18 protein-coding genes are annotated in these 22,204 nt (G+C 69.1%); 5 read left to right on the top strand and 13 right to left on the bottom strand.

Going from position 1 to position 22,204, the window contains the following annotated elements:
* Positions 1 to 117: 117 nt before the first annotated feature.
* On the bottom strand, positions 118 to 384 hold the full coding sequence (locus ACZ45E_RS12020) for a hypothetical protein (RefSeq protein WP_468219536.1): 267 nt from the start codon (positions 382 to 384) through the stop codon (positions 118 to 120).
* Between the two features lie 275 nt (positions 385 to 659).
* Between ACZ45E_RS12020 and ACZ45E_RS12015 the strand changes: the two genes are divergently transcribed.
* From ACZ45E_RS12015 to ACZ45E_RS12005, 3 genes are read left to right on the top strand one after another with little or no spacing between them, the layout of a single operon-like run.
* On the top strand, positions 660 to 1,274 hold the full coding sequence (locus ACZ45E_RS12015) for an RNA polymerase sigma factor (RefSeq protein WP_468220046.1): 615 nt from the start codon (positions 660 to 662) through the stop codon (positions 1,272 to 1,274).
* On the top strand, positions 1,271 to 2,191 hold the full coding sequence (locus ACZ45E_RS12010) for a CU044_5270 family protein (RefSeq protein WP_468219534.1): 921 nt from the start codon (positions 1,271 to 1,273) through the stop codon (positions 2,189 to 2,191). Before ACZ45E_RS12015 ends, ACZ45E_RS12010 begins: the two co-directional genes overlap by 4 nt.
* A 36-nt stretch (positions 2,192 to 2,227) precedes the next feature.
* Positions 2,228 to 2,725 carry an NUDIX hydrolase gene (locus ACZ45E_RS12005; RefSeq protein ID WP_468219532.1) on the top strand — a complete coding sequence of 166 codons (498 nt, stop codon included), beginning with the start codon at positions 2,228 to 2,230 and terminating at the stop codon, positions 2,723 to 2,725.
* A 124-nt stretch (positions 2,726 to 2,849) separates the two neighbouring features.
* Here the strand turns inward: ACZ45E_RS12005 and ACZ45E_RS12000 are convergent, their stop codons facing one another.
* The 3 genes from ACZ45E_RS12000 to ACZ45E_RS11990 form a co-directional block, all read right to left on the bottom strand.
* Positions 2,850 to 4,454, bottom strand: a complete 1,605-nt coding sequence (locus ACZ45E_RS12000; RefSeq protein WP_468219530.1) for an alpha/beta hydrolase — start codon at positions 4,452 to 4,454, stop codon at positions 2,850 to 2,852.
* A 260-nt stretch (positions 4,455 to 4,714) separates the two neighbouring features.
* The gene (locus ACZ45E_RS11995; protein WP_468219528.1) at positions 4,715 to 5,608 is read right to left on the bottom strand and encodes an MBL fold metallo-hydrolase; all 894 of its coding nucleotides are present in this window, start codon (positions 5,606 to 5,608) and stop codon (positions 4,715 to 4,717) included.
* Positions 5,609 to 6,017: 409 nt separating this feature from the next.
* On the bottom strand, positions 6,018 to 7,343 hold the full coding sequence (locus ACZ45E_RS11990) for an MFS transporter (protein WP_468219525.1): 1,326 nt from the start codon (positions 7,341 to 7,343) through the stop codon (positions 6,018 to 6,020).
* Positions 7,344 to 7,552: 209 nt separating this feature from the next.
* Between ACZ45E_RS11990 and ACZ45E_RS11985 the strand changes: the two genes are divergently transcribed.
* Entirely contained in the window at positions 7,553 to 8,155 is a 603-nt protein-coding gene (locus ACZ45E_RS11985; protein ID WP_468219523.1) for a TetR/AcrR family transcriptional regulator, read from the top strand.
* 27 nt (positions 8,156 to 8,182) lie between these two features.
* Here ACZ45E_RS11985 and ACZ45E_RS11980 read toward each other — a convergent pair whose 3' ends face one another.
* From ACZ45E_RS11980 to ACZ45E_RS11940, 9 genes are all read right to left on the bottom strand, one after another.
* Positions 8,183 to 10,486 (bottom strand): Orn/Lys/Arg family decarboxylase, encoded by a 2,304-nt coding sequence (locus ACZ45E_RS11980; RefSeq protein ID WP_468219521.1) that lies wholly within the window; start codon positions 10,484 to 10,486, stop codon positions 8,183 to 8,185.
* A gap of 209 nt (positions 10,487 to 10,695) precedes the next feature.
* Positions 10,696 to 12,681 carry an ABC transporter ATP-binding protein gene (locus ACZ45E_RS11975; protein ID WP_468219518.1) on the bottom strand — a complete coding sequence of 662 codons (1,986 nt, stop codon included), beginning with the start codon at positions 12,679 to 12,681 and terminating at the stop codon, positions 10,696 to 10,698.
* A 41-nt stretch (positions 12,682 to 12,722) separates the two neighbouring features.
* Positions 12,723 to 13,736, bottom strand: coding sequence for an MvdC/MvdD family ATP grasp protein (locus ACZ45E_RS11970; protein ID WP_468219516.1), 1,014 nt, complete (start codon positions 13,734 to 13,736; stop codon positions 12,723 to 12,725).
* A gap of 170 nt (positions 13,737 to 13,906) precedes the next feature.
* Positions 13,907 to 14,173 (bottom strand): hypothetical protein, encoded by a 267-nt coding sequence (locus tag ACZ45E_RS11965; RefSeq protein ID WP_468219514.1) that lies wholly within the window; start codon positions 14,171 to 14,173, stop codon positions 13,907 to 13,909.
* A gap of 113 nt (positions 14,174 to 14,286) precedes the next feature.
* Positions 14,287 to 14,565, bottom strand: coding sequence for a MoaD/ThiS family protein (locus ACZ45E_RS11960; protein ID WP_468219512.1), 279 nt, complete (start codon positions 14,563 to 14,565; stop codon positions 14,287 to 14,289).
* A 61-nt stretch (positions 14,566 to 14,626) separates the two neighbouring features.
* Positions 14,627 to 15,790, bottom strand: coding sequence for a YcaO-like family protein (locus ACZ45E_RS11955; RefSeq protein ID WP_468219509.1), 1,164 nt, complete (start codon positions 15,788 to 15,790; stop codon positions 14,627 to 14,629).
* Entirely contained in the window at positions 15,787 to 17,019 is a 1,233-nt protein-coding gene (locus tag ACZ45E_RS11950) for a TfuA-like protein (protein WP_468219507.1), read from the bottom strand. Before ACZ45E_RS11950 ends, ACZ45E_RS11955 begins: the two co-directional genes overlap by 4 nt.
* Positions 17,020 to 17,274: 255 nt before the next feature.
* Positions 17,275 to 19,098, bottom strand: coding sequence for a non-ribosomal peptide synthetase (locus ACZ45E_RS11945; protein WP_468219504.1), 1,824 nt, complete (start codon positions 19,096 to 19,098; stop codon positions 17,275 to 17,277).
* Position 19,099: 1 nt separating this feature from the next.
* A complete protein-coding gene (locus ACZ45E_RS11940; protein WP_468219503.1) occupies positions 19,100 to 19,822 on the bottom strand; it encodes a thioesterase II family protein in 723 nt (240 codons plus the stop codon).
* Positions 19,823 to 20,157: 335 nt separating this feature from the next.
* On the opposite strand from ACZ45E_RS11940, the gene ACZ45E_RS11935 reads away from it, so the two are divergent.
* Complete coding sequence (locus tag ACZ45E_RS11935; protein WP_468219500.1) at positions 20,158 to 22,194, top strand: AMP-binding protein; 2,037 nt, start codon at positions 20,158 to 20,160, stop codon at positions 22,192 to 22,194.
* The last annotated feature ends 10 nt before the right edge of the window (positions 22,195 to 22,204 follow it).

Here is a 22,204-nt window from a genome sequence, read left to right as displayed (position 1 = left end):
GATCACGATCGGGCATCAGGTGATCTCCGCCTCGGACAAGGCAATGCGCCCGGCATCGGGGGGCAATCGAGCTCCTCCCCATTGCGTCGCCGCACCCGTCGTTCGTCGGCGGCGGCCTCAGCACTTCTTCTTCAGTACCTCGTAGAAGTCGTCAGCGAACTCGTCCCGCGACTCGGCCGACGTGTACCGAGGGATCTTGACGGGGTGCTGCGGATCGTCCGCGCGGTACGCCGCGCAATACTCCTGACGCTCGGGCTTCGTGCTCGCGTACCAGGCGCCTTCCCCCGCTGAGCGGTTGGGGCGCAGCTCAGGCTCCTGTTGCGCGCATGCTGTGAGCAGGGCAGCGAACAAGATGACCGAGGCGAGTACGGGCGCACGTCTCATGGATCCTCCGAATGAAGTCGAACTCGGGTCGGCAGTCTGTGAGGCCGACCAACAGCACGAGGCTCGAAAGTTCCTGGCCGAGCCAGCTGCGAAAGCGTGCGTGAGAGGGCCCACGGTGGCGAGCAGCGTCGGCCGGACGGCGAGCGGCGCGTCGAAGAACCGTGTGATCACCAGCGGATCGTACGCAACCCAGGAAGTGGTGTCAGCCGCCTCCATGAGCATGGCCGACCCTCTATGACGTGAGTCACTGGAACCGGTCTCCGTCGTACGGACAGATGGAAGGTGTGGATACGACTCTGCGGAAACGCATCAGCACGGGGGACCCAGGTGCTTTCGGTGAGCTCTTCGACGCATACGCACGTGCCGTCTACAACCACGCGTTCCGGCTTACGGGTAACTGGGCGCAGGCCGAAGATGTCGTGTCGCTGACGTTCCTGGACGCATGGCGCTTACGCGAGAGGGTCAATGAGGAAGGTGGCTCGCTGCGGCCCTGGCTGCTCGGGATCGGCACCAACGTCACGCGCAACACGCGCCGGGCGGCGCGCAGACACGCGGCAGCCGTCGCGCGCCTACCGCGTGAGGTGAGCGAGCGCGACTTCGCCGACGAGGTCGCCGCTCGCCTCGACGACTCGGCGCAACTAGCCCTTGTGCGGACGGCGTTGTCCGAGCTTCGCCGGGCGGATCGGGAGGTACTGGCCCTCTGTGTCTGGGCGGGGCTCGACTACACGGCGGCGGCCCAGGCGCTCGGGGTGCCTGTCGGAACCGTACGATCTCGGCTCTCCCGAGCAAGAACAAAACTCGCGAAACACATGGAACCGCCTTCCGGGCGCGGACAGATGAGAGATGACCGCACTCCTGCGGTCGGGCCCATCAAGGAGGGGAACCGATGACTGAGCTTCCCGAGAAGAGCCTTCCGCCGGGCCGTCATGAACTCCTCAAGGAGCATCTGATGACCGAGATCCGGCAGACCGGGACGCCCGCCCAGGCTTCCGTAGGCAAGAAGTGGTTGCGGCCCGCGTTCGCCGCGGCGGCCGTCGCCACCGCAGCGGCCGTCACCCTGGTGCTCCTCCCGTCGTCCGGCGGAGGCGCGAACGCGCAACCGCCGACCAGGGAGGCCGTGGCGTTGCTGGAGGACATCGCAGTGGTGGCCGCACACGAGAGAGTTCCCGGTGGCATTCGCGACGATCAATTCGTGTACGTCGAGAGCAAGGTGGGCTACACCAGGCACCAGGAAGGCAAGAAGGCGAAGCTGGAGCCCATCCACAGGCGGGAGGTCTGGCTCTCGGTGGACGGCACGCACACCGGGCTGCTTCGCGAGCTGGATCACGAGGGCGCAGATGAGATGGCCCTGGACCCCGATTCTCCGCACGACAAGACTGCCACCAACTACCGGAACCTGCTCCGCCTGCCGACCGACCCCGACAAGATGCTGAAGTGGCTGCGCCAGGTCAGTGAAGGGGGCATGAGTGACGACCAGAACACTTTCGTACAGGTCGGTGACCTGTCGTACGAGAGCCTGATGCCGCCCGCCCAGAGCGCGGCCCTCTACCGGGCCGCAGCCAAGATCCCAGGGGTAGTCGTCGTTCCGGACGCGGTCGACGCGGCGGGGCGCCACGGTGTGGCCGTCGCGCGTGTCAGCGACGGCGAGCGCCAAGAGCTGATCTTCGACAAGAAGACGAAGCGATTCCTCGGAGAACGTATCGTCGCCGTCGAAGACCTACCGGACGGCCAGAAGAAGGGCGAAATCACCGGCTCCAGCGCGATCATCGAGCGAGCCGTCGTCGACAAGCCGGGCCAGCGGCCTTAGCGGCTCGACGCAAGCAGCATGATCAAGGGGGCAGGGATGAACGACTACGTGGCCGAACTCCGTGCCCTGCTGGGGAACCGGCCGGTCATCTTCCCAGGCTCGTCGGTGGTCATCACCGACGGGCAAGGGCGAGTACTGCTGCTCGGGCGTGCCGACACAGGCGGATGGGGTCTGCCCGGCGGGCTGATGGATCCCGGCGAGTCCTTCGAGGACACCGCTCGCCGGGAAGTCATGGAGGAAACGGGAGTCGCCGTCGGTGAGTTGCGCCTCCTTGGCGTGTTCTCCGGACCGGAGTTCTTCTACCGCTACCCGAACGGCGACGAGGTCCACAACGTCACAGCCGCCTACGTGGCCTCGTTGCCTCCCAGGGCCACAGTGGTGCTCGACCTGGTGGAGAACACCAAGGCGCAGTTCTTCGACGTGACCGACTTGCCCGTCGACGTCATTTCGCCGGAACGCCCCATCCTCGACCTCTACCGAAGCACCTTGGAGAGGCCCGGCGAGGCACCGGCACGAATGGAGGACGACGGGTGACCGGCTGCCTTGACCGACTCGACGGAGCCGTGGACGCGGCGGACGCGATACACGCGCGCGCGGAGTGGGCGGAGTGGTAGGCGGCTACCGCCCGCCGAGACCGCGGTAGCAGAGCCGGAGCTCGTCAGTTCCGATCGTCCTGCTTCTGGTTCTTCCATGTCTCCACGGTCGAGTCGGCTTTCGCCTCGCAGGTCACGTCCTTCGCCCGGAGCTTGCCGGTGAGCAGGTAGTTGTTGACCGTGTTGTCCGTGCACGCGTTGCCGCTCGGGTAGACGCCGTGGCCTTCGCCGCCGAGGACAGTGATCATTGCCGATCGCTTCAGGTCGGCGTGCAGGGCCTGGCCGCTGGGCAGCGGGGTCTGCGGGTCCCACTCGTTCTGGACTATCAGGGCGCCGGCCTCGTTGTTCACCTTGGTCGCCGGTTCCACGGACTTGTCCCAGAACGCGCAAGGTTTGACGCTGGACGCGAAGTCACCGTAGAGCGGATACCGGCTCTTGTCCTTCATCGCGTCCTGCCGGTAGCTCTCAGGATCGCGGGGCCACACGGCCGAGTCGTCGCCGCACATCACGGCGAAGAGGCTCGCCATCGCGTTGTCGGACGGCACCTCGACGGCGTCAGCGACCTGGCCTTCCGCCCCAGCCTCCTTGGATCCTACGAAGGCCGCTGTGTTGCCTTCCGCACCGGCATCCTTGGCTCCTGCGAACGCCGTGAGCTTCTTCGATGAGGCCGGCTTGCCGACCGCGGCCTTGCGCAGTTCCACGACCGCCTCCGTGGCGTCCTTGGGAGTGTGGACCGCCCCGCGCATGCCGCTCCGGATGTCATCACCGGTGGTCGGCTGCCCGTCCACCTCGATGGGTTTCTCGTCGCCTCGCGCCACCAGGTCCCAGAAAGTCCGGTCGACCTCCTTGGGGGTGTCACCGAGGCCGTACTTCTCCGAACGCTTGGCGGCCCACTCGGTCCACCGGTCGAACGCGGGCTCGGCGGCTTGCGCCCACCACTGGATCATCCCTCGCCAGGCTCGCGCCGGATCGACCGCGCTGTCCAGTACGAACCGGTCGGTCCGGCCCGGGAAGAGCTGGGTGTAGACGGCCCCCAGGTAGGTGCCGTACGAGGTACCTACGTACGAGATCTTCTTCTCGCCGAGGATCGCCCGGAGCAGGTCCATGTCGCGTGCGGTGTTGCGCGTGGTGATGTAGGGGAGCGTGTCGCCCGCCTTCTCCTTACACTTGTTCGCGACATCGCGGGCCCAGGCGACGTCCCTGCCGAACGTCTCCTCCTTGTACGGCCGCAGCCAGTTCTCGTCCTCGGGCCCCAGACCGCACGAGACCGGGCTGCTCTGGCCCACACCGCGCGGGTCGAAGCCGATGAGGTCGTACTTCTGCCGCGCGGACTTCGGGAGCCTGTCCTGCATGTTCATCGGCATGTAGAGCCCTTCCATCCCCGGGCCGCCCGGGTTGGAGAACAGGACACCGTGACGCTTGCCGCCCGCGGTGCTCCTGATCCGGGAAATGGCCATGTCGATGCGCTTGCCCCCGGGAACCCGGTAGTCCAGCGGGACTTCGATCGTGGCGCACTCGAACTCCGCCGGAGTGTCGGCGTCGCACCGCTTCCACTGCGGCCTCTGGCTCACGTATCGGCCGAGCGCGCCCTCGGCGGCGGGCAGAGAAGCGACCGAGGGGGTGTCGGCCGGGGCGGCGGCCGCCGGGACGGCGAGTGCTGGAGCCAGCATTGCCGTGACACTGACAGCCAACAGGGGCCCGAGACATCGTCTACGCACGTATTCGTTCCTTCAGGTCGTGATCGGACAGGAACGATCTTTCAGGTGGCGTGCGCCAACAACATCAGCCGAGCGGCCCTGACTTCCGTCCGACTTGAGAGTGAGATGACGGCCTTGCGTGATCCTTCGGTCGTAGGGGCTGGTGCGCCGCCGATGCCCGTCTCGGCCGCCGGCGGGGAACCGACGGAGACGTCGGCGTCCCGTAGGCCACGTCACAGCACCGGGCACCAGCGGCCGGTGGCGTCGACGGTTCCGAGTTGCTGGTCGGCGAAGTGCACGCCGAAGCCGAGGACGCCGTCCTGGCCCAGGAACTCCACGAGCCGACGGCGTGACGTTTCGGCCTGGCCCCGGTCGTGATCGAGGACGACTTCCCAGTCCGGGTGCTGGATCTGAACGGGGGAGTGCATCGCATCACCGAAGGCGACGACGCGGCGGCCGTCACCGGTGTCGAGGATCCAGGCCGTGTGTCCGGGGGTGTGCCCGGGCAGCGCCCAGGCGCGTACGCCCTCGGCGATCTCTGTTCCGTCGGTGACGGCTGTGGTCCGTTCGCTCTGTCCGGCGAGCCGTGGGCCGTCGGCGGGGTCCGGACCCCGCAGTTCCCCTGCCCCGACGATCCAGCGCGCGTGGGGGAACAGGCTGCGCCCGCCGGCGACGGCGTCCGGCCGGGCCCAGCCGGTGTGGTCGTCGTGCAGGTGGGTGAAGGCGACCGTCTCCAGCGTGGCCGGGTCGATGCCCAGGCGTTCCAGATGCTCGGGAAGAGACTTCACGTGGTCGAAGCGGTGTTGGAAGTGTTCCGGGTCCTCGCCAGAGATGCGGCCATGGCCGGCGTCGAGGAGCAGGCGCGTTCCGCCACGCTCGACGAGCAGGGCACCGCATCCCATGGCCAGGTGGCCGGCGTCCGTCATATGGGGACGGTGCTCCGACCAGTCGCCTTCGGCGGAGGAGGGGTAGACCCGGGTGGGAATCATGTGGACGCCTGCGTCGGGGACGTAGGTGAGGGTGAGTTCGCCCAGGGTCCGCGTCCACAGGTGTGGCATACGGCCGCCCGAACCGTCAGCGGGGTCGTGGTGGGGGTGGGCGGCGTGGGTCTGCTCGCTGGTGGTCATGGCGGGGCGTCTTCCTTGTTCGTGTGTCGCGGTGGTGGTGTCCGGTCGGCTCACGGCGTGAGTACGTGGCCCGGATCGCCTGCGGCGTAGGCGCGGATGTCGTCGAGTGCGTCGATGCTCCGGCGTGCAGCGTGGCCAGCAACGCCGCCTCGTCGACGACAGGCGCCCGCGAGGTGTTGATCAGCAGGCGAAGGTTCGGCAGCCTGCCGAGCACCTCGGCGGGGAAGGGGCTGCGTTCGCGCATCGCTACGACCACGTCGAATGGACGCAGTGCGGCGACCACTTCGTCAGGAACACTCAAGTGGTGGTGGAAGTAGGCGAGTTGGGACCCTTCAGGCGCGGAGCCCCAGTCGACGCGTAATGGTGTGCTGCGTGCTGGTGGTCGTCGAGGATCGCCACGCGGCGGATCTCAGGCACGGGCGGTCTCCTCGACGCGGGTGTGGGCGTGGTCGGCGCCAGGGGTGGAGGCGGGGACCGCGGGGGTGTTTTCGTCCGCCGACGGGTCGGCGAGCGGTTCCGCGGGGCTGGGGCGGAGCAGTTCCAGGGACCAGATCGCGACGCCGATCAGTGCGATCACCGCGCCGAGCACGGATACCCCCGCCCAGCCCACGAGCGGATACAGCGCGGCCGTCAGGGCGGACGAGACGGTACTGCCGGCGAAGGCGGAGACCATGAGCGCTGTGGTGACGCGGCTGCGGGCGTGCGGGATACGGCGGTAGAGGACGCTCTGGTGGCTGATCAACAACGCCTGCTGGGCCATGTTGAGCGCCACGATGCCGACCATCAGCGCACCGAGACCGAACGCGCCGCCCCGGCCCGCGAAAGCGAGTACGCCCCAGCTGCCCGTCAGCACGATCAGCCCGCCGGTGGTCACCTGACGGCCACGACCGCGGTCCGCCAAGCTGCCGGCCACCGTCGCCGCGGCGGCCCCTACGACTCCGACCAGGCCGAACAGCCCGATCACCGCAGGCCCGTACGTGTAGACGGGGCCGGCCAGCAGGAAGGACGAGGCGGTCCACAGGACAGTGAAGCCGCCCATGCCGACCGCGGCCAGGCCCATGCGCCTGCGCAGCAGGGACTCGGTGCGCACCAGCGTCACCACCGACCGCAGCAGCCGGGGGTAGGGCGTCGTCGCGGTCGGCGGTACGGGAGGCAGCACCAGGCGCAAGGTGATCGCCAAGGCCACCATGGCGAACGCCGCGAAGACGAACACCAGCCGCCAGTTCCCGAATTCGGCCAGCGCCCCGGCAACGGTCCGCGCGAGCATGATGCCGATGAGCAGGCCGCTCATGACGGTGCCGACCACCGCGCCGCGTTCATGATCGGCAGCCAACGAGGCGGCCATCGGCACCACGATCTGCGCCACGGCCGAGGTCGCCCCGACCAGTGCCACCGCGGCGTACAGCGCGCCCAGCGAGGGCGAGGCCGCCGCACCGAGGAGGGCCACGGCGCTCAGAGCGAGCAGTCCGCTGACCAGTCGGCGGCGTTCGAGCACGTCCCCCAGGGGCACCAGCAGCGCCAGCGAGAGGGCGTAGCCGATCTGTGACGCGGTGACGATCAGCCCTCCAGCCCCTTCGGAGACCCCCAGGGCCTGGGAGATGACGGGCAGCAGCGGTTGGGCGTAGTAGATGTTCGCGACGGCCGCGCCGCAGGTCACGGCCAGCAACAGCAGCATCGCGCGGCTCAGTGGAGAGCGGGCGGCAGCGCCGCCCCTTCCGTATTCTGGATCGATCATGCCGGAATACTCGTCCCAGCCGTATGTTTCGGTCAAGGGGTTTCGGATCAGTCGATCCAGAAGTGAGGAGCGTCACTCGCGGCCTGTCCGGGCTGTCGGCGTCCCGGGTGTGCGGCCGCTTGGCACTTTGTGGAGCAGTTGGTCCAATATGGAGGGAAGGGAAGCACTCCCTCGGTAGGGGTGCTCGTTCTGTGATGCAGGAGGTTCATGTGCCGTCCGCAGGCCGCCCTCGCGCCTTCGACATGGAAGTCGTACTGGAGGCCGCGATGCGGCTGTTCTGGGAGCAGGGTTACGAAGCGACCTCGATGGCACAGCTGCGAGCCGGTACCGGGCTGTCCTCGGCGAGCTTGTACGGCGCCTTCGGCTCGAAGGAGGGACTGTTCAAGCAAGTCGTCGAGCACTACATGAAGGGGCCGGGCGGTGCCGTCGACATCATCGAGGACATCACGATCAGCCCCCGGGAGGCCGTGGCCGGTCTGCTGCACGGCTCGATCGACATGCAGGCGGACGAGTCCCACCCCACCGGCTGTCTGATCGCCCTGTCCGGCACCACGCGGGTGCCGGGTGAGGAGCACGCCGGAATGCGCGAGACCGTCGCGGCGCGGCGAGAAGCGGACCGGGTGCGTATCAGAGCCTGCGTGGAGCGGGGCGTCGCCGCAGGTGAACTCGGTGCGGACACCGACGTCGACGCGGTGACCGCCATGGTCCATTCCTTTCTCCTCGGCCTCTCCACACAGCTGCGCGACGGGATGGCAGCGGCGACGCTGCACGCGGCGGCCGACGTGCTGCTCAGCACCTGGCGTCGTAGTTGACAGAGTCGAAGCAGGGAGGGGGACTGTTCAATCAGCGGTGTGACTGCGGGTGGTGACGTGAGCTTCCGGGCGCAGGCATTCGATGAGGTAATCGCCGGTGTCGGCGTCGAGGGTCACTCCGTGGGTCTCGCTGCCGAAGCCGGGGAAGTTCCGGTCGAAGGACTCCAGAGCGGTCAGGTAGCGCAGCAGCGGGCCGTCCGGCCGGCCCAGGCTCTCTCCTGGCATCAGGACGGGGATGCCGGGTGGGGTGACGGTCACCATGGCGGCCGCCACTCGGTCCGCCGCGTCCGCCAGGCGTACCCGCTCGGTGCCACCGCGGATCAGCCGCTCGTAGCAGAACTGCGGGGCGACCACGGGGCGGGGCAGCTGCTGGAAGGCGGTGTCGAGCAGTTCCACCAGGCGGGCCTCGCGCAGGTGGTCGTGCATGTCCTGGCACAACCGGCGCAGGCTCTGCCCGGCGTAGCGGCCGGGATGCGCCGCAAGCGGCTCGGGCAGTACCCGGTGGAGCGGGACATCCTGGTCGTAGAGCCTCTTGAAGTCCATCAGGGCGTCGACGAGCGTGCCCCACTTGCCCTTGGTGATGCCCATCGAGAACAGCACCAGAGCCGTGTAGGCGTCGGTCTTCTCCACCACGATGTCGCGGGTGGCGAGGTAGGCGGTGAGCACGCGGGCCGGGATGCCCGCCTCGGCCATGACACCGGTGGCGTTGATGCCGGGGCACGTCAGGGTGACCTTGACCGGGTCCAGCATGCAGTGCCCCGCGGTCAGTTCGGGGAAACCGTGCCAGTCGGCCCCGGGTTCGAGGTGCCAGCAGGACGGCTCGGTGCGCAACAGGTCGGCCGGCGCTTCGTCGAAGGGCCACTGCGTGCCGTCCGCCGGATCGGTCACCGTGTCGGGCTGCCAGACGCCGAAGAACCACGCGGGCCGGTCACCCGCGGCCTCGATACGGCGCCCCAGCCGCACCATTTCCTGCCGGAAGCGGATGGCCTCGGCCAGCGCCTCGTCGACCAGCCACCGCCCCTGCGGGCCGTCCATCATCGCGGTGGCCACGTCCAGTGAGGCGATCATCGGGTAGAACGGCGAGGTCGTACCGTGCATCATCAACGCCTCGTTGAAGCGGTCGTGCTCGACCGGCGCCCGGTCCGAGGGGCGTACGTGCACCATGGCGCTCTGGGAGAGCGCGGCCAGCAGTTTGTGGGTGGACTGCGTGGCGAACACGGTGGGTCGGCCGGGCTCCGGGAACGTCTCCTCGGTCACGGACATGCCGTAGCGCCCGGCATAGAGGGGGTGGAAGTGCGCGTGGCCGAACCAGGCCTCGTCGAAGTGGAGGCGGGGCGTGCTCGCCGCGAACAGGCGGGCCACCGCGACGGCGTCGTAACACAGGCCGTCGTAGGTGGAGTTGGTGAAGGCGGCGTACTGGGCGTCGGGCGAGACCGCGCCGCGGGTCAGGGGGTTGGCGGCGATGCGGGACGCCACCGTGTCGGGGTGGATCTCGGACGGCGGGAGCGGTCCTGCGAGCCCGTAACCGTTGCGGGTCGGGACGAGGTAGACCGGCCGGGCGCCCGAGACGACCAGGGCCTGCAGCATCGACTTGTGGCAGTTGCGGTCCACCAGCGCGATCTCGTCGCGCGTGACGCTGAAGTGCCCGACCAGACGATTGCACGTGGAGTTCCCGTGCAGGACGAAGTACGTGGCGTCCGAGCCGAAGACCCGCGCGGCGTTGCGCTCGGCCTCGCCGATCGGGCCGGTGTGCTGGAACAGCGAACCGAGCCCCTCCACGGAGACCGAGAGGTCGCTGCGCAACAGCCGCTCACCGAAGTAGTCGTGGAAGACCCGTCCCACCGCGGACTTCAGGAAGGCGACGCCCCCGGCGTGCGCGGGGGTGTGCCAGGAGTACTCGTGCCCCCGGTCGAAGCGTCGCAGAGCCTTGAGGAACGGTGGCAGCAGCGCCTCCTGGTAGACGGCCGCCGCCGAGGTGATCCGGCCCGCGATGAAGTCCGGCGTGTCCTCCAGCGGCCAGATGTATCCCGTCACCGCCTCTGCCACCCACAGCGGCAACCCCTGTAGTCCTTCCTCGGCCATGACCAGGAAGACCGGCAGGTTCTGGAAGCGTCGGCCGGCCTGTTCGAGGACCGCACCACCACCCCCCTCCGCGTCGTCCGCGCCCGGCAGGTCCCAGGCCACCAATGCCGCGGCCAGTCCGGCCTCGGTGCGCAGCACCGCCTGGGCGTCGGTGACGCTGTCGGCGCGGCGGATCCTGAAGCCCTGCGCCGCGAGCGCCTCGCTGATCTTGTGCAGCTGCTCGGCGGCGACGCTCCCGTACCGCGACAAGGACCATGCCCTCGTTCATTCCGCCTCCCCCCGGCGGCGTCTGCCGCTCCCGTCCAGTGTCCGGGCGGCTCTGCGTGGCACGGCGGATCGAACCGGCAAACCACACCATTGACGGAATCATCAGCCTTTGTATGACCCCATGATGTGTGACCGTAGGGGGCGGCGACCCGTGCGCTGGTGGCCCGGGCGGTCGCGCGAGCGTCGCCGCGTCAGGCGCGGTCCGCCTTCACCGGCGGCGGGCTCCCGTGCCGGGCGGCGTCGGCCGTCCGGTCGAACTGGGCGGCCTGGATCTCGTACAGGCCGCGGAAGTGCCCGTCCGGGAGGTCCAACAGCTCGGCGGGGCTGCCGGATTCGACGAGGCGGCCGCGGTCGAGCACGTGCACGAGGTCCGCGTGGCGTACGGACGCCATGCGGTGCGTGATGAGGATGACGGTCTGCCCGCCCTCGGCCAGCTCGCGGATCTGGTCGAACACCCGCTGTTCCTCGCGGGCGTCGAGCGCGGCGGTGGGCTCGTCGACGATGAGGACCGGAGCGTCCCGGTAGTGGGCCCGAGCGATACCCAGACGCTGCCACTGTCCGCCGCTGAGCTGGTGGCCGTCCTGATACCCGCGGGCCAGCAGGGTGTCCCACCCACGGGGCAGGTCACGCACCACCGGGGAGGCGCCCGCCCGGTCGGCGGCGGCCTCCAGCCGGGCGTCGTCGTCGGGTACGCCGGAGTCACCGATGACGACGTTGACGCGGGCGGTGAAGGGCCAGCGCTTGAAGTCCTGGGCCACCATGGCGATCCGGCCGAACACCTGCTGCCGGTCGGCCCGGCTGGTGGGAACGTCGTCCCACAGGACGCTGCCACTGCTCGGGAGGTAGAGCCCGGCGAGCAGCTTGACCAGGGTGGACTTGCCCGAGCCGTTCTCCCCGACCAGAGCGGTGATCCGGCCCGTCGGGATGGTGAGCGAGACGTCGTCGAGCGCCGGAGGTACTGCCGGATCGGTCCCGGGATAGCCGAAGGAGACCTGGTCGAACGTGATACGGCGGGTGTGCCGCGGCACCGGCAGACCACCGGACGGGATCGCCCAGTCCGCGGCCTGGACGCGCAGACGGTCGAGGTCCGCGACGAACAGGCTCTCGTCATAGAGGTTGTTGACCGCCTGCACCATGCCGCCGAGGCTGGCCGTCCCGGTGCGCAGGGCGAGCACCGCGGTCCCTGCGACGGACATCGCCATGGCGCCGCTCCAGGCGAGCGCGCCCAGGGTGAGGTAGGTGGCGGCGGCGGCGAGTCCGGCCCACCCCGCGACCCACAGGCCGGTACGCGCGTCCAGGGTGGCCAGCCGGGTCTGTTCGGCCTCGGAGTTGGCGGACATGCCGCGGAAGTGCTTGAGCAGGAAGGGGCCGACCTGGTGGACGCGGATCTCCGGCGCGGCCTCGACAGCGGTGAGCTCGGTGCTCAGGACCCGGCCGGCCCGCGTGTGCTGCACCCAGGTGCGGAAACTCTCGTAACGGCGGCGGGTGGTGACCAGCGTCCCCCACATGCGGGGGACGACCATCAGCGTCAGCAGCGGCAGCAGTACCGGGTGCAGCACGGTCAGCACACTGGCGGCGGCGAACAGCGAGAAGAGTGCGGCGATCACACGTGTGCAGTGGTCGACCATCCGGCGGGCGGCCGGCGCACCGTACTGGGCGGTGTCCAGCAGCCGCCGGAAACGGTCGTCCTCCAGCGCGGCCAGCTCCACCCGGGCGGCACACGCCAGGTACTGCTCGGTCGCGGCCCGCTCCACCTTGGGTTCGAGCCGCCCCGCACCGTAGGTGGAGACGGCGGCGAACACGGCGCCCAGTACCGCGGTGACGGCGACCAGGACGAGCGACGGCAACGCCTGGCGCAGCCGGCCGGCCGGATCACCGTCGGCCAGCACGGCCGCGAGCGCGGCGTTGACCGCGACCAGGCCGACCGCCTGGGCGACACCGCGCCCGGTCTCGGCGCCGGCGACCAGCCGTACCCCGGCCGGGTCGGCGGCACGGGCGAGCCGGACGGTGGTGCGCACGAGCGGAGGCAGGGTCCGCACCACCGACCACAGGCCGAGCCGGGCGAAGGCCCCGTCGTGGGTGCTCGAACCGTTGGCGTAGAGCAGAGGACCGCCGAAAAGGAACTGCTCCGAGGAGGAGGTGACGGGCAGCGGGTTCGTCTTCACGGGGGACCTCATGACGTCGGGCGGGGAGAAGGGGCGGCGCCCCAGGGGGTGGGTCAGGAGTTGCGCACCATGATGTCGACGAAGGTCTGCATGAGACGCAGCTGCGGCACCCACTCCTGGACGAACAACCATTGGCCGTTCGGGTTGACCTCAAGGAAGATGTGCTCGTCCTCGGGCGTCACGATGAAGTCGAAGGCTCCGAAGCGCAGCCCGAACTCGTCCAGCATCGCGAGACATGCCTTCGCCACGGAGTCGGGGAGGTCACCGGCGGTCGCCTGGGGGAGCGAGTCCTGCCGACGCCAGTCGTAGCGGGTGAGGTCGTTCTTCTGGGACTCGATCCGGCAGGTGAAGATCTGGTCCTCGAAGACGGTGACGCGCAACTCGTGCTTCTTCTCGACGAGTTCCTGGAACATGCAGGCGCTCTGCCGCACGCTGTCGACCTGCTTCATGTCCTCGTCGGTGAACGGCCGGACGAGCGGCAGGCCGGGGACGAAGGTCTCGGGCGTGTACTCGTCCTCCACCTCTCCAGGCAGCAGGAAGGGGCCCGTCATCGATTTGAAGACCATCCTCTGGGAGGTCTCCTCGTAGAACCGGCGCACGTCCTCGGGGTCATTGGTGATGAGGGTCTTCGGCGAAGTGAGGCCGTGCGCCGTGCCCTTGGCCATCTGGATCATCTTGTTGCCGGCCCGGCGGATGTTGTGCGGGTTGCTCATCCAGTAGACGTCGGGCTTGGCGAGGAGCAGCTCCCACAGCCCCTTCACGGCGTATTCGCTCTCTCGCCTGGCATAGGGGAACTGCACGCGGGAGAGTGACTTCGAGGGGCGGGAGACGTAGGGCTTGCGCCACCAGACGGCCTTGATGTCGTCGAGGTCGATCAACCCGTCCTCGGTATGCAGCTTGTTGGACCACTTCCCCTGCCGGAAGACCGACTCGATCTGCGCGCGCTGCGGAATGTCCTCGGGATAGAAGAACGCCGACTCCCGGCCGTTCCTGCGCAGGATCTCAGCCGCCGCGTAGGCGGTCGTGTCCCACCTGGCCGTGACAATCAGAATCGTCGCGTTGCCCATGACGCCACCCTCATCTCTTGGATCGGAAAGACTGCACTGCCCAGCGGGCGGACCGGGGCGGGCCGCCGGACGACGGAGACCCGCCCCGGTCCGGTGGGCCCCGGGATCTACGCACGCGATGCGGTCACCGGGTGCACGAGGCCCAACGGGTTGGTTCCGGGACGCTCAGGTCACTCGTCGTCCCACTGCCACTCGCTGTCACTGTCCGCGTCAGGAACGGTGTTGGTGCTCGAGGGGCCCGTGTCCGTGCCGGTGTTGGTCTGGGTGGACATGCCGACCGTCACGAAGGACTCATTCGGCTCGGGTTCCGTGAGGTAGTCGACGAGCCGGTTGAGCTGCTGCAGCGCGTCCTTGTCCGCCATGACGTCCAAGGTGCCGTTGATCGGCTCCACCTCGCTCAGCAGATGACCTGCCATGACCTGCGGTGCGGTTTCCATTCAAGCCTCTTTCTGTACGTCGGACTCTTGTGTCCGGTACGTCTTGGACTCGTGTGTGCAGTTCTTTCCCTGGTTCGCTGTTGGTTCGTCAGGCACTCCCTTCGACGTGTGCTTCAGCCACCGGCAACGGCGGCCAGGATCAACACTGTGCTTCCGGGCGCGACGGCGGATTCCACGGGATCCAGACCGCGGACGTCCTCGTCGCCGACGTAGACACGGACGAAAGGCAGCGGCTGGAAACGGTCGTTGACCACGCGCCCGGTGAGGAGCGGGAACGCGTCATGCATGTTTTCCAGGACCTGACGCACCGTCCCCCCTTGCACAGAGAAACGTTGGACGCCTCCGGTGAACTGCGCCAAAGACGACGGGAGAGCAATATGGACGTCACCCACAGGATCACCTCGGACAGAGACGGGACTCGGACAGAGACGGCACTCGGACAGAGACAGGCTCTTAGGCCGGGGTCATGGAAGGCACGGCTCTCGGAATGCTGTTGCCGCCCTTGCTGGGGTAGTCGAGACCGGGGCAGACCACCCTGACCACCGAGAGGACGTCGGGCCGGGTGGACAGGTCGGCCACGACCGGTGCCAGCCCCGTGAGCCCCTCGACCCGGTCGGCGACCTCCCTCAGCTCCGCGCCGAGGTCGTCGTGGTCGGAGCCGTACCCCTGCGTCACATCGGCGAGCGGCTGCCCGGGGGCCGTGGACAACAAGGGGTCGGACACATGAGGCGGCCGGTAGTCGGACGGCAGGTTGTCGCGCGTCGTGCAGATCCGGGTGAGACGGGTCTGGACCGCCTCGGTTATCGCACGGCTCATGGCGACGGAGACGTCCATGTGGGCGCCGGAACCCGCCGCGACCAGAGGGTAGAGCGGGGACCAGATGAACGCCACGAACACGGGGATCGACAGCTCGTTGCGGACCATCGCCACCTCGCACTGGGTACCCGCGTCGGCCAGCATGCCGAGCAGCGACACGAGATGCTCGTCCTCGACCGTGGCCAGGTCGACCTGCACGCGGGAGTCCGGGCGCGTCGAACTGAGACCTGCCAGGGCGTGGCGCTCGATCACCTCGTAGATGCCGTGCAGGCAGGCTTCCTGGAAGGTGTTGCCCGAGGCGAGGCCGTTGGACGTGGTGCGGAACACACGGGGCTCCCAGACACTGCTGCCGACGGACGACAGGCGCAGCAACTGGACCGGGAGCGGCACCGGGTCACCGCCGGCCACCGTGCGGCCGTGCGTCCAGGCGAGCCGGACGCGGTCGAGCGGTTGCTTGAGGCGTGGGACGTTCAACGCCCGGAGCGGATAGGGCAGTTCGAGCTCGGCCGCGGTCGCCTCGAACCGCGGGCAGTCGAAGTTCTCCGCGTGCCACATCTCGATCGACTCCATCGCCGCGGATATCCGGGCCAGGAGTGGGGTGGCGCCCTTGCCCTGGGAGGTGCCGTACGTCTCCGACAGGGGGCGGACCGCGACCATCACGGGGATGCCGATGTGGTCCAGGTGTGTCACGTCCGCGACACGGGTGATGCCGAAGTCCGGCAGGAGCGGCTCGATGCGCGACCATGTCGCTTCGGCCGACGCGGCGCGATGGGTTCCCCTGAGTACGATCTTCCTCGTCATGCCGATCCCACGGGTAGGTATTTCTGCTCCTTGATGGCTCCCACGATGAACGGCTGAAGGATTTTGACCGCCGTCTTGATGTTGGGAATGCCCCGGCTGCGGTATTCGCGCGACAGTTCCTCGGACGGGATCTGCCAGATGGTGCAGAGCAGAATCCTGCTGGCGTCCTGGGGAAGCACGGTCTCGTGGTCCGCGGACAACGGGCCCGTGTTCCGGCTGCTGAATTCCCGCATGTGCCGCAGGTACCGGGAGACGTTCTCCACGTCCGCCGGCTCCTCCGCGCTCAGCAGGAGGTCCACCTCGAACGGATCGTTCAGATCGGGCACCGGGCAGATGAAGTCGTGCAGCCAGTCCTGCTCCGCGGTGGAGGGCGGGAACCCGCTCACGCCGATGCGTTCGGACAAGGAGCCCCGCAGACCGGGCGCCGGCCCGCCGGTTCCTCCGCTGTGGTCACGGCGGAAGGTCTCCTCCAGATAGCGCTCCCAGACGCGCGGGTAATCGGGGTTGAAGATCTGCTGGTACGCGAGACGCCGGCCCAGCGGAGGGTCGCCTGCCATCCCGGCGAAGTGATTGCCCCAGGTGCGAAGGAACATGGTCTTCCAGTCGGCGCCCTCGGCCCCCGTCACCCGCCCGACGGCGCCGGTGGCCACGAGGTGGTGGGCCGCGTCCACGGCGGCGAGGCAGTCCCTGCGTTTCTGGTCGAAGACGTGCGGGTCGTCGGCCAGTTGCCGCTCGTACCAGTCCGCGAACTCGGGCCGACCGGATCGACGCAGGAGCCCGCGGACGCGGTCCGGCGTCCGCGCGGGGTAGTACTCGGCACGGAGCACGGAGATAACGTTGTCAACCTCGCCCTCCCGCAGAACTCCCGCCGCTCGCGCCGCCTCTGCCGCCACGTGGAGGTTCACGAGGGGAACACTGAGGGCCGTGTACGGCGCTTCGGCTTCGTGGGCCACCGCGACGGCGTCGTCGCCGTCGAACACTCCGGCACGGTAGAGCCCGTACACGGCTCCGACGCCCCGCATGCCGAAGGGGCTCAGTTCCAGGGCCCGCAGGGCGCCGATGCTCGCCGCGCCGATCACGGTCACGCCGCGGTCGAGCGCGTACAGGTATTCCTTGTGCCGCAGGCCGAGTCTGTGGTGGTAGGCGCCGTCGACGACGACCGCCACGTCCCCGGAACCGATGTCCGAGGAGAAGAAGTCCCCGTGCGAGGCGGGTGGATGGATCACCACGCCCGGGAAACGCTGGAGTATCTCTTCCGCCGGACACGTGGGGCCGACGTAGACGTGAATCCTTCCCGCTGACATCAATCATCACTCTTTCCGGGTCACATCACTTTTCCGAGTCACCTCGGATTACCGGCCCGTCACCATTCGCGATCAGTTGAATGCCGAGAAGGGACTCTAAGGGAGATCAATTAGGAGCTGCTGATCAAGATTGCGCACTCCGTGTCGGATGTTGCGGACGGCGCCGACACCGTGCCGGTCTCAGGGGGCGTCTGCCGATGCCTGTTGTCGCAGCAGGTCGACCCGCGCGGCCAACTGGTCCAGCCGCGGGCACTCGTAGAAGGCCCCCAGCGGGACGTGGACACCGAAGGCGGCCAGGACGGCCTCGCGCACCCGGGGCACCGTGAGGGAATCGCCGCCGAGCGCGAAGAAGTCCGCCTCCTGGTCCTGCGGGTGCACGGACAGGACCCGTGACCAGATGCGGGCCAACTCCTCCTCGGTCGCGCTGCCGAGGACGGCGTCGGCTCCGCCGGAACCCGTATCGCCTTCGGCCGTCACGGCGGGCAGCCGCCTGCGATCGATCTTTCCGAACGTCGTCAGCGGCATCTCGTCGAGGACGACGAAACGCGCCGGCACCATGTTCCGGGGCAGCCGTTGCGAGAGCGCCGCCCTCAGCCGGTCCGGCGACAGCTCGCTCCCGGCGCTGAGCTGGACGTAGGCCACCAGCTGGGCCCGTCCCTCGTCGAGGTCCCGCGTCACGACCCCGGCGTGCACGACGCCCGCCACGTCCAGCAGGGCGGCCTCGATCTCGCCCAGCTCCACCCGCACGCCGTGCACCTTGATCTGGTGGTCCACCCGGCGGTGGAAGACCAGTTCGCCGTCGGGCCGCCTGCCGGCCAGATCGCCGGTCCGGTAGACCTGGAATCCGGGCTCGCCCTGCGGATCGGGGAAGAAGGCCGCGTCGGTCGCCACGGGATCGTTGAGGTAACCGGGTGCCAGGAACCGGCTGCGCACCCACACCTCGCCGGGCTCGCCCTCGGCCACCTCCGTACCCTCGGCGGTGCGCAACACCACCTCGCGTCCCGGCAGCGCACGCCCGATCGGCACCACCGGGGCGCCCTCGTCGTCCGCGGTGACCAGGTGGCAGGTGGCCAGGATGTTCTCGGTCTGGCCGTACATGTTGTAGATGTCGGCCCGCGGGAAGACGGCACGCATCTTGGTGACCAGCGCCGGCCGCAGCTCCTCGCCGGAGACGGTGAGGACGCGGACCCCGTCGAGCGCGGCCCCTCCGGTGCTGTCCACGGCGTCCATGAGCGCGCGATAGAGGCTGGGCGCGGTCACCAGGTGCGTCACCTCCTGCCGCCGGATCCACTCCACCACCGCGTGCACGTCCGATTTCACCTCCGGCGGCGGCATCACCAGCGTCGCGCCGCTGCGGACCGCGGAGAAGATCTCCACGCAGGCCGCGTCGTAGGTGAACTGCGCCCACTGGAACTGCCGCGCGCCCGGCGCCAGGCCGACCCGGTCGGCGTACCACTCGGTGAGCTGATCGATGTTGCTCCGCGTCAGGACGATCCCCTTGGGCGTACCGGTGGACCCGGAGGTGTAGACGACTGTCGCGGTGTCCGTCGGCAGCGTCGTCTCCCCGCGGTCGCGGCTGACGCGCTCGATGAAGGCCGTCGAGGAGTCGCCGATCCGCAACAGGCCCAGGTTCAGCCCGGCCAGTTCGGAGACCAGCCGCTTGCCCCCCTCATTGCTGTCGGTCAGCAGATACCTGGCACCGCAGTCGCGGACCACGTTCTGGTTCCGCGCGGCCGGCTGGCCGCTGTCGAGCCACACGAAGGCCGCGCCGACCTCCAGCGTGGCGAAGATCGCGGCGACCGCGTCGGGCCCGTACTCGACGCTGATCGCCACGGCGTCGTCCGGGCGCAGGCCGACGCAGGCCAGCACCTCCGCGTACTGGGAGACGCGGCCGCGCAGCTCCCCGTAGGTGCACACGCCGTCGGCCGCGATGATGGCCGGGCGTGCGTCGTCCTCGCGGATACCACGCAGGTGGGTCAGTACTTGGGTGGTGTTCGGGTGCACGCTATCGCCCTCCAGTCCGACGGGCCGGACGGGTGTCCGGGCGCCGCGCGATGTCCGATCGAAGGAGTTCGGTGATGGTGTCGCTCAGGCCGGCCGGATACGCGGAGGCGATCAGGTGCGGCGCCGGCAGTTCGTCCAGGGTGAAGACCGCGTCGGTGTACCGCTGCCACTGCGCCATCTCCGCCGTGCCGATCTCGCCGTCCCGGGCGCCCGCCACCGCGTGCACCGGGCACCCGAGCGCCGGCCGCTCGTGCTCCGGGTACTGACGCAACAGTTCGATGTCGGCCCAGACGGCGTCGAGGACGATGTCGCGGAGGTCGTCGCTGGCGAGGATGTCCCGGGCGCTCTCATCGGTCCGTAGCAGCAGATCGGGCAGCTCCTCACGGGAGAGCGCGGGCAGCGGCAGGAGCAGCCGCGGCGGGCAGGCGGACAGCAGGATCAGGGCCAGGGCCGGCCGGTCGGGTTCGAGCCGTCTCGCGACCTCGACCGCGAGCAGAGCGCCGAAGCTCTGGCCCAGCAACGCGACGGGTACGTCCGGCCCGGCGGCCGAGCGGATCGCCTCCGCTATCCGGTCGACCAGCTCCGGCAGGTGCGTCGTCGCCGGCTCGCGGTAGCGGGCGAACCGACCGGGCAGCTGGACCGCCCACAGCTCCGCGTCCGGCGGGAGCGCGGCGCTCAGGGCGGAGAAGGACGCCGCCGAACCGCCTGCGTGTGCGAAGCACACGAGCCGGTACCGCGGCGCCTGCCTCGGACGAGGTATCCAGAACCACGGACTGCTCGCGTCGGAGTGCATGAACAGGCACATCTCCCGGAATTGGCCGGCCACCGTCCGGCGGACCCGGTGGCAACGAGGAAGTGGCCCCACCATCACGGCCGACTGCCGCGCCGGTCAAGGGAGTTGGCGGATGGTGCCGTCGCCGGTTGTCCTTTCGTTCATCGGCGCGGAGACGAAAGGTGGGAGCCCGCCCGACCTTGGTGGCATTTCATTGACGGGCCGCGGACCACGTTCATAGCGTGGCCCCACTTGGTTGTCTGCCGAGTGAGGAGAAGTTCCCGGGTATGAACGACATTGATGAATCCGAACTGAATTCGGGAACGCTGGTCGAGATCCTGAGAAGGCGTTCCGCCGATTCCCCGGACGACCTGTTCTGCGCGTTCCTGTCCGGCAGCGTCGAGGTCGCGGAGCAGGCGACCTGCGCGGATCTGGACCGTGCGGCCCGTGCCCGCGCGGCGCTGCTCCAGCAACGAGACCTTGCCGGAAGCAATGTCGTGCTCGCCCACCCGTACGGCCTTGAATTCGTCAACGCCTTCGCCGGCTGTCTGTACGCGGGTGTCGCCGTCGCCCCCGTGAAATTGCCGCGTGGCCGGCACGAACTCGACCGGCTCCGCCGCATCGCCGACGCGGCCGGCACACGGACCGTCCTGACCACCGGACAGGCGATCCAGGAACTACGCGGCCGTTTTCCGGACGCGGAAGAATTACGGGGACTGACGCTGATCGCGACGGACGACATCGCAGCCGGGCGGGCCGACGAATGGATTCGTCCGGACATCGACGAGCGGCAGACCGCCATACTCCAGTTCACATCCGGTTCGACCGGACGGCCGAAAGGCGTGATGGTCTCCCATCGCAACTTCGTCGCGGAGGCCGAACTCATCGACCGGACCTGGCCCATGGGCGACGACGGGGTGGTGGCCTCCTGGGTCCCGTTCCACCATGATCTCGGCCTGGTGTACAGCGTCATCGTCCCGTGGGTCCTCGGCGTCCCGTCGTATCTGCTCCCCCCTGAGCTGTTCGTGCGGCGTCCCCGGCGGCTGCTCGAAGCCGTGTCGCGGTACCGGGCCACGCACACGTGCGGCCCCAACTTCAGCTTCGAACTGTGCCTGCGCGACACGGCGACGGACCTGGACAGCCTCGACCTGTCCGCCCTGCGCGTGGCACTCAACGGCGCCGAAGTGGTGCGTGAGCACACCGTGCGGCGTTTCGCCGACAGGTTCGAGGCCGCCGGGTTCGACCCCAGGGCGATGTGCGCGGCCTACGGAATGGCCGAGTCGACCCTGGTGGTCTGCGGCTCGCGGGGCGACGAACAGCCCAAGGCCCGGTGGCTGTCCGCACCGGCGCTGCACAAAGGCGACGTCGTCCCCGTCGGGCAGGACGATCCCGACGCCGTCCCGATCATGAGCTGCGGGGCCCCGCTCCCGGGCGTCGACATCCGGGTCGTCGATCCGCAGACCCTGTGCGAGCTGGCCGACGACGAGATCGGCGAGCTGTGGGTGCGGGGCACGTGTGTCGCGCTGGGCTACTGGAACCGGCCCGACGCCACCCGGGAGACCTTCCAGGGACGCATCGCCGGCCAGGAGAGCGACGGCGCGTTCCTGCGCACCGGTGACCTGGCGTTCCGTAGCGACGGGGAGCTGTACGTCGCCGGCCGGCTGAAAGACCTGATCATCGTGGACGGGCAGAACTACCACCCCGAGGACGTCGAGTCCGTCGTCGAGGAGTGCGATCCCTCGCTCGCCACCGTGTCGTGCGCCGCCTTCGCCATCGACCGGGAGGGCGCGGAGCAGGCGGCGGTGGTCGTGGAGATCACCGCGCGCACCCTGGCGGACACCACGGCCGACGCGTTCGCCGCACGCGTCAGAGAAGTGGTCTGGGACCGGTGCCAACTGCCGGTCGCCGAGGTGGCGGTGGTCCGCAGGGGAGCACTGGCCAAGACGTCCAGCGGCAAGATCCAGCGCTCCGAGAACCGGCGCCTGCTGGAGACCGGTGCCTTCGACGGACAGCTTTTGGCCCATCTGCGCGGCGAGCGGCGGGAACCGGAGCGGAGCACCCCCGACGCGCGGCCGGCCCCTCCCGCGGGCCTGGTCCGGCCGATGCTGCGACTGACGCTGTCGCGGGTCGTCGGCGTCCCCGCGGAGCAGATCGCCGACAGCGAGCCGTTCGCCCACTACGGACTGACCTCGCGCGGCGCGCAACAACTCGCCGCCGCCGTCGAGACGGTCATCGGGCGGCCGGTCGACGTCACCGTGGTGCTCAACCACCCCACCGTCGAGGGGCTCACCCAGGCGCTGGCCCGTACGGAAGAGGCGGTGTAGACGATGAACC

This window comes from Streptomyces sp. NPDC030991 (assembly GCF_055571235.1).
The sequence above is the reverse complement of the archived record's forward strand: the minus strand, read 5'-3'. Positions and strand labels throughout refer to the sequence as shown.

Coding starts and splice junctions, on each gene's coding strand:
- ACZ45E_RS11955 (WP_468219509.1), bottom strand. CDS start 15,790: ATGACGAGGAAGATCGTACTCAGGGGAACCCATCGCGCCGCGTCGGCC.
- ACZ45E_RS11970 (WP_468219516.1), bottom strand. CDS start 13,736: ATGGGCAACGCGACGATTCTGATTGTCACGGCCAGGTGGGACACGACC.
- ACZ45E_RS12000 (WP_468219530.1), bottom strand. CDS start 4,454: ATGCTGGCTCCAGCACTCGCCGTCCCGGCGGCCGCCGCCCCGGCCGAC.
- ACZ45E_RS11965 (WP_468219514.1), bottom strand. CDS start 14,173: ATGGAAACCGCACCGCAGGTCATGGCAGGTCATCTGCTGAGCGAGGTG.
- ACZ45E_RS11935 (WP_468219500.1), top strand. CDS start 20,158: ATGAACGACATTGATGAATCCGAACTGAATTCGGGAACGCTGGTCGAG.
- ACZ45E_RS12015 (WP_468220046.1), top strand. CDS start 660: ATGGAAGGTGTGGATACGACTCTGCGGAAACGCATCAGCACGGGGGAC.
- ACZ45E_RS12005 (WP_468219532.1), top strand. CDS start 2,228: ATGAACGACTACGTGGCCGAACTCCGTGCCCTGCTGGGGAACCGGCCG.
- ACZ45E_RS12010 (WP_468219534.1), top strand. CDS start 1,271: ATGACTGAGCTTCCCGAGAAGAGCCTTCCGCCGGGCCGTCATGAACTC.
- ACZ45E_RS11975 (WP_468219518.1), bottom strand. CDS start 12,681: ATGAGGTCCCCCGTGAAGACGAACCCGCTGCCCGTCACCTCCTCCTCG.
- ACZ45E_RS12020 (WP_468219536.1), bottom strand. CDS start 384: ATGAGACGTGCGCCCGTACTCGCCTCGGTCATCTTGTTCGCTGCCCTG.
- ACZ45E_RS11995 (WP_468219528.1), bottom strand. CDS start 5,608: ATGACCACCAGCGAGCAGACCCACGCCGCCCACCCCCACCACGACCCC.
- ACZ45E_RS11990 (WP_468219525.1), bottom strand. CDS start 7,343: ATGATCGATCCAGAATACGGAAGGGGCGGCGCTGCCGCCCGCTCTCCA.